1 protein-coding gene is annotated in these 274 nt (G+C 67.5%); it reads left to right on the forward strand.

Annotation, left to right across the window (positions count from 1 at the left end; all coding sequences use genetic code 11):
• Window positions 1–274 (forward strand): hypothetical protein (locus Y887_RS20750; protein WP_046965594.1); only part of this gene is annotated, 274 nt, incomplete at both ends.

Genomic DNA, 274 nt, shown 5'->3' on the forward strand with positions numbered 1-274 from the left:
GCACCGGCAGCACCGGCGCCTTGACCGCCACCAGCAACAATGGCGCCATCACCCAGACCGGCGCGCTAAGCGTCAATGGGCCTGGCAGCATCGACGCCGGCAGCGCCACGGTGGCACTGACCGACATCGGCAATCATTTCGCCGGCACGGTCAATCTCACCGGCGGCGCAACGCAGATCGTCGATGCCAGCACGCTCACCCTGGGCAACCTCAACACCGGCGCGCTCAGCGTCACCAGCAACGGTGCGTTGAATCTGGGCACCGGCAGCACCGG

Origin of the sequence: Xanthomonas pisi DSM 18956 (assembly GCF_001010415.1) — a bacterium.
Classification (GTDB): domain Bacteria; phylum Pseudomonadota; class Gammaproteobacteria; order Xanthomonadales; family Xanthomonadaceae; genus Xanthomonas; species Xanthomonas pisi.